At 58.3% G+C, this 7,050-nt stretch carries 4 protein-coding genes; all 4 read left to right on the plus strand.

What is annotated here, in order from left to right; all coding sequences use genetic code 11:
* Positions 1–71: 71 nt before the first annotated feature.
* Entirely contained in the window at positions 72–2,612 is a 2,541-nt protein-coding gene (locus NCR35_RS25470; protein WP_250536699.1) for a type VI secretion system Vgr family protein, read from the plus strand.
* A 7-nt stretch (positions 2,613–2,619) separates the two neighbouring features.
* Complete coding sequence (locus NCR35_RS25475; protein WP_250536700.1) at positions 2,620–3,453, plus strand: DUF4123 domain-containing protein; 834 nt, start codon at positions 2,620–2,622, stop codon at positions 3,451–3,453.
* Between the two features lie 18 nt (positions 3,454–3,471).
* On the plus strand, positions 3,472–6,129 hold the full coding sequence (locus NCR35_RS25480) for a T6SS effector BTH_I2691 family protein (RefSeq protein WP_250536701.1): 2,658 nt from the start codon (positions 3,472–3,474) through the stop codon (positions 6,127–6,129).
* A 1-nt stretch (position 6,130) separates the two neighbouring features.
* Positions 6,131–7,050: DUF6708 domain-containing protein (locus NCR35_RS25485; RefSeq protein ID WP_250536702.1), on the plus strand; the 920-nt coding region annotated here is incomplete at its 3' end.

A 7,050-nucleotide genomic window follows, 5' to 3' on the forward strand; every position in this document is an offset into this window, starting at 1 on the left:
TTCACCATGCAAATCGAATCCCGCACGGCACAAGCCGTGACTTAATCAAAAGAACCAGGGAGATGTATCCGATGTTCAACCCGCTGCAAAGCCGCACGCTGAGAATCGAGTGCGACGCGCTGCCCACCTGGGGCGGCAACGAGATCCTCACCCCTCAGCGGGTGCGGGGCGTCGAAGCGCTCGGCGAGCTCTTCAAATATGAGGTGGATTTCGCGTCCGTCGATAGTCCGACGTTCCGCATCTGGGACGCACGCAAGCTGCTCAAACCGGACGATTTGATTGGTAAAACGATCGCCATCCAAGTTGAATTCGAGGGCAAGGGAACGTTCATTCCCGGGCTGCCCGGCGATCTCGGCGCGGGCAACGTCGGCGCGGGCGTGCGCACGATCAACGGCATCATCACCGAAGTGCAGCAGACGGGCAGCGACGATCGGCGCGTCTATTACCGGTTCACGGTAAGACCGTGGCTGTGGCTCGCCACACAAAATCGAGATAGCCGGGTGTTCCAGGACATGAGCGTCTTGGACGTAACCGAGAGCGTTCTGAAGAGCGGAAACTACAAGTTCCCGTGGAAGACGCGCCTGGCGGCGGTCGCGCTGAATAACAACGTCTTTCCGAAGCGCGACTTTATCCGACAGTTCTGGCAGAGCGACTACGAATTTCTGCAGCAGCTCTGGACCGAGTGGGGCATTTACTACCACTTCGACGGCATGACGCTCGTGCTGTGCGATTCGCCCGGCTCGCACAAGAAGCACGGGAACGCGTACGACACGGTACTGTATCACGCGCCCGAGGATAAACGTATTGACGAAGAGCACATCCACAGCCTCAAGGTGCTGCGTCAGATCACGCCCGGCGACGTCACGGTCAACGACTACGACTACACGTTGTCGAACGGTTCATTCGATCGCAACCAGCAACGTTACAGCGAATCATCGTTCGACAACATCGCGCAGTATCACTGGGGCGATTACACGCAGCCGCTCGCGGGTGCGATGGGGCTGGACGGTCAGCCGAACGATCATCGCAACGAGGCCGATTATCTTGCGCGCGTGCGCGTGGAGGCACTGCGCGGCGAGGGTTTCCGCCTTCACGCCACGGCGAACGCGCGCGGCATCATGACGGGCAGAAGGCTCAAGATCGAGGGGCATCCCGAGACCAAGCTCAATGCGAACTACCTGGTGGTGTCGACTTCGATCGACATCCGCAATCCCGATGAGCTCACGGCCACGCCCGGCAGCGAGGCGCAGTACCACTGCGTGACCGAGATGGTACTGCAGCCGGCCACGATCTTCTTCAAGCTAGTGCCGACGCAAAAGCCGCGTGCCCATCCGGAGACGGCGGTCGTCGTGGGACCGGAGAAGCAACCGCTGTGGCTCGACGGCTACGCGCGCGTGCGGGTGCAGTTCAAGTGGGACCGGCTCGGCCAGATGGATCAGAACTCGAGTTGCTGGGTGCGCGTGTCGTTGCCGTGGCACGGCGGGCCGCATAGCTTCGTGTCGGTGCCGCGCATCGGGGATGAGGTGACCATCGGCTATCACGAGGGCGATCCGGACAAGCCGTTCGTGATGTCGAGCAAGGTGAATCAGTTCAATCCGCCGCCGTTTAAGCTGCCGAAGAACATGGCGCTTACGGGGCTGGTGAGTCATGCGTTGCAGGGACAGGGGCACAACTATGTCGTGACCGATGACACGCCCGGCCAGCAGCAGGTGCAGGTGGCGAGTGATCAGGCCAACTCGCGGCTCGTGCTGGGTTACAACACGCGAATCGTGTATCAGGCTGGGCGGCAGCAGGCGCGGGGGCTCGGTTGGGAGTTGGCCACCGATGCGTGGGGCGTGCTGCGGGCGAATCAAGGCATGCTGATCACGACTGAGACGCGCGATGGCGCCAACTCGCCCGCGAAGGACATGGGCGAGACGGTGCAGCGGCTCACTGAAGCGCGTGACACGCACGAGAGTCTGGTCGGGATGGCGCGGCAAAATCAGGCGCAAGACGCCGGCGCGGACCAGAGCGAGGTGACGGCGGCCTTGAAGGCGCAGAACGCGACGGTAAAGGGCAATGCGAAGGGCGACGACAATGATTTCCCGGAGCTGGCCGATGCCCATCTGACGCTCGCCAGCCCGAGTGGCATACAAGCGACCACGTCGGGCACGACTCACCTCGCAAGCGGTGAACATCTGGCGTTGACTACGGGCGGACATATCGGCGTTGCGGCCAGCAAATCGTTTTTTGCGACGGTTAAGGAGAAGTTCCGGATATTCGTCTACCACGCTGGCATACGACTGGTGGCAGGAGCAGGTTCAATTGACATCCGTGCACTGAGCGATGCAGTCAACGTCATCGCCAAACTGAAGATTCATCACAGCGCGCAGCGTATCGAGATCTGGGCGGAGCAAGAGCTCTCGCTGCGCGGTGGCAAGAGCTATATCACGCTCAACAATGGCGGTATCGACAACGGTACACCAGGGCAGTGGCAGTCCTATGCTGCCACCCATCAGATGCCGGGGCCAAAGAGCGCTCCGGACGAAGTTCCCGCTGCACAGCTCAAGGTCTGCGAAATGAGCATGGCGAAAGCTGCCGATCAACATGCGGCGATCGTGCCGCTTTCCTGAGGTTGACATGGCGAAACAGACACTTCAGGAAGCGTGGAGCACACGCACTCATTTGCTAGCCGACCGGCTGCTCATACAGGATTGGTCAGAAGATCTCCCATGGCACGCCGTGGCGCCTGAATCACTTGAGAAAGAGGCGCATCTACTGCCCGTTGTGCTTGGCCTAGAAGACCTCGACGAGGTTCAGCAAGCGCACGTTCAGGCGATGCTCGAGATGCGGAACCCGCAGACCGTGGCCCCGGCTCTGCTCGTGCGGAGCGATCGCAGCGCCGAAGCCCTCGCACGCGCATTGTCCCACCATGTAACCGTCACGTTATCGGACGAGTCGCGGGTGCTTCTGCGATTCGCGGATCCGGTGGTGTTTGCGCACTTGCTCTGGATCTTGCCGCTCGAGGGACTTTCATCGTTATGCGAAGCCACGTTGGAGTGGTCGATTCCGTTTCAAGGTGAATGGCACGAAATCCAATTTACTGACCGGCCCCAGCCGCGATGGGAACCGCTCGATGAGCCACGTTCGGTCGCGCTTTACAACGTCGCGCTGACTAACAGAGTCCTTGCAAAGCTTCCGCCAATCCATGCGCTCGCAGAGTTTTGGCGCGAGGCGCAGAGGGCCAACAAAAGGCTATGTACCGCGCAGGACCGGTTCGGACTTACCGATGGTTCGGACTGTGTGGCCTTCGCTGCGCACAGCATGGCGTTCGGCGACGGCATCGCTTCGCACAAGACGCTTGCGTCTTGGCTAAGCGACGCCCGCGATAAGCCGGGTCTATACGCGAAAGAAACAGATGCCCTGTCAAGAAGGGACTGGGACGGTATCCAGAAGAGCGTTCAAAGTATCTAAAAGTTGGAAAGAAATAACGTGGCTAACTCGAACAATAATTCCGGCTCTTTTGAGCAGACTAACGCAAGTATTCAGAAGACCGATCCGGTACCTTCCTTCAACGGCGCAAAGTCGACGGCGTCAGATCGTCTCTCGCAGGCGCGCCGGACGGCATCAGGTACCTGTGAATTCTGTGAGAAGCACGGACTGGCGATACTGCCGGTTCGTCCGGGCGTGATGCATGTCAATTCGGGCGCGCCGGTACTCCCGGAAAGCTTCCGGTCCACCGTACGGGAAGGTGCAGAGCTGCCATTCGCCGGCCCGACGCAATACACGGTTAGAACCGTTCGTAGCGGATATATCTACGTCTACGACGAGCGCGGTTGGTGGGAATGGTACTGGGTGACAGAACACGGCTACCTGATGAAGCTGCCGAAGCCCGGCTCGCCGATGAATTCCGCCTTCACGGTCGGTAGGGAGCCGTGCGACCGGACCGGGCATAAGGAAATTGGATCGTGCATCACCGTTAGCGATCCGAACAAGGCCAAACGGATTTGGATAGCGTTTTCTGGCGCGGAGTGGACTCCCCGTGTACTGCAATTACATCAGGACGAGGCCTACCGCAAACGCCATATGCGCGAATTCGACGTAAAGGCATGGATGACATCGCATAAGGCTGCACATGCAAAGACGATCGATGCAGTCAGTTCAGTCGTGGCGGAATACGCGCCGAAGACGAAGGTGGACGCCTTTGCCTTCTCGCCCTACGAATTCCGGTCGCGTGCGTCAACGGTTGACGCTCTATTGGAAGCAGCCAAGTCCTGTGGTCCCGCGCCTGGAGCCGTCCTGATGCTCAATGATCCAGTGGGGGTTGTGACTGAGATAGCCGCTCGTCTGGCAGAGCTGCGCCATCAGTTCATGTCGCAAGGTGATCGGGACCGGAAGCTCAATGCTTCCACCGCGATTCTGAACGCTCAGGAGCTCAAGGGGAGGGCGGCGCAGGACGACGTCATCGGAATCAGCGACCAATTGAATCTAGAGAGTCACTGGCAGACAGACGGTGTTGGCCGGACGATATATGTCCAGTCTGCGCCGAAGTTGCGCGACCCGACCGAATCTGAAATGCTCGACGCGGCAAAGAATTCATGGACCAAGTACCTCGGTGACTACGATGAGAAGGCGCGTGCCGCATGGCACAAGCAATTCCTCGTCGACTTTGACGATTATTCCAAACGGACCCTGAATCCTCTCGCAACAGCGCATTCCGTTTGGTTGAAAAGCGAGCAGTTGGCTAATCATTTCGATGCGACGCATGACGAGACGTCGGCTGAGCATGGGCTCGTCTATGCTCGCCAACTTGTAGCCTGCGTGCAAGACACGCAGTTGTACCAACCTTGCCTGGATTTGCACTATAAGTGGGCGAAAGGGAGCTACAGTGAACCCAACAATCTCTTGCTGCGCGGCCTGGTATTGAATCTCAAGGCGCAGCGCGAGTTGATTGCCAAGCAACTCGGCCCTGACGTGACTTGGACGACGGTGGGCTGGGACAACCTGTGCGGCTTCTTCAACGGTCTCGCAGACAATGCGCTGAAGCATAACAGCGAAGTCTTGCCGCAACTCGTGCTCGCCTTTGGCGGAGCCATTACCAAGCTGTTGCGGACAGCGGTTGGCGATGCTCGTGTGCCTCATGGCCTGGTCGCTTTGGGAACGGTCACTCAACGGCCGGTCGTTCCGGTCCAATTGACCGGTACGTTCAAGGCCATGCGGGCGTCGGTAATGCGCCAGTTGCTCAAGGCGCCCGGGGTCAAGAAACTCAGTGAGAATGCACTGCAACAGCAAGTCACCCTTGCGTTGCGCCGGCTGGCCATTCAAGGCCAGCCGATGAATAAGTCCGTGTCGGTTTCAATGCTGGTCATGATCGATCAGGAGACGCTCCATAGCATGCCGAAAGGACTGAGCAAGGCGAAACAGGCTCAATGGGTCGCGAGTTCGCTCCACACGGTGGAGGAAGTCGAGGCATTAAATATCGCCGCGCGGCAGCAACTGATGGCGGACATTCCCGCAGTGGCGGGGGCCGCGAAGGCCGGAACGGCAATAGCGAGGGCCGTGCCGATCGTGGGCAATATCGTTGCGGCTTATGTGCAGATTGCGGCGATTAAGGCTACTGAGGAGGCGCTGGGGACCGCGGCAGGGTTGGCAAAGCTAGAGGTTGATGCACGGTTGATGGGTGGCGCGTCTCTGTTGATGTCGACGCTTTCCGACTCCCTTGATCGCTTGCTGAAGGCGTTGGGAGTTTCAGAATTGCAACAGGGACGTGGTGTTGTTCTGAGGTTCTTCGCGCGCTGGGCACCTGTCGGGGCGAAAGTGCTCGGCGTCGCAGGGGCGGTGATCGGGGCGCTGTGTGATATCGGCGCGATGATTCGAACGATGTTGCAAGGTAACGCTGCATTGGGAGCAGCATACGGCGCTTCCGCATTAGGCGGAGGATTGATCGCGATAGCCCTCATCACCGGTGGGCTGCCGCTCCTACTGACCGGCGCACTCATCTACTTGATTGCACAGATAGCTATCACGAAGCTGGGAGATGACAAGCTAGATACCTGGTTGAAGCGCTGCATCTGGGGAAACGATGCAGCGGTTCGGTACACGGATATGAAACAGGAAATGAGTGAATGGCCACTATTTCCGGGAGCTTAAGATGAACTACAAAGACCTCTCGCAGAACAACTACGCTGTGAACCGAAGATTGACGGACGAGGAGCGGCAGAACCAGCTATTGCAGAAAGAACGCATGACCGTTACACCGTTCTATAACGCATCGACGATCAGTTTCAATTCCACTTTTATGGAGTTGGTTGATCGCTGGTTCATCTATCGCGGTTACGTGACATTCTGCGGAGTATTTTTTCTTGCTTTCCCAATATTAGGAATTGTTTATCCTTTGTTCATTCCTGATTGGAAGATCGAGGTGACCAGAGAGTACTTTCTGGCGGCGGGCCTAGCCGTCATCTTCGTTTCGCCGATATGGGGCCTGTCGATCTGGATGGTGCTCAAGGAGTCTTTCCGCTGGACGCATTTCCCCATCCGGTTCAACTACCGCAATCGCATGGTGTACGTCTTCTGCCTGGACGGCGTGATTCGTTCGGCCAAGTGGGACGACCTCTTCTTTACGATTAGTCGGTGCAAGAGGTCCTTCACGCCCGGGTCAGGGCCGCAAATATGGGACATCCGTGGTCACGCGCTGAAGGCGGATCGACAAACCGTGGAATGGACTTTCGCCTTGCCTTGCGACAGTGAAGATCCCCGCCAATTGAAGAACTGCTGGGAGTTCGTACGCCGTTACATGGAAGAGGGTCCAAAGGCGGTCTATGGTGATGTGTTCTGGTGCCATGACATCGCAACTCGCCGCGAAACGTATCGTGAGGGGCTCTTCGCACTGAATTTATACCTCAACGGGTTGCCGCGCCTCATCAAATACATCTCCGCACCGGTGGTTTGGCTCATTTCGATCGGCCGGCTATTCGCGATGAGGACCAGCAAAATTCCGCAATGGCCGGCTGAGATCGAAGCGCAGTGCAGGATCGATCCTTCTGATCCCTATCAGCGCACGGCTGCGCA

This window comes from Caballeronia sp. AZ10_KS36, assembly GCF_023631105.1.
Lineage (GTDB): Bacteria > Pseudomonadota > Gammaproteobacteria > Burkholderiales > Burkholderiaceae > Caballeronia.

Coding starts and splice junctions, on each gene's coding strand:
- NCR35_RS25470 (WP_250536699.1), top strand. CDS start 72: ATGTTCAACCCGCTGCAAAGCCGCACGCTGAGAATCGAGTGCGACGCG.
- NCR35_RS25475 (WP_250536700.1), top strand. CDS start 2,620: ATGGCGAAACAGACACTTCAGGAAGCGTGGAGCACACGCACTCATTTG.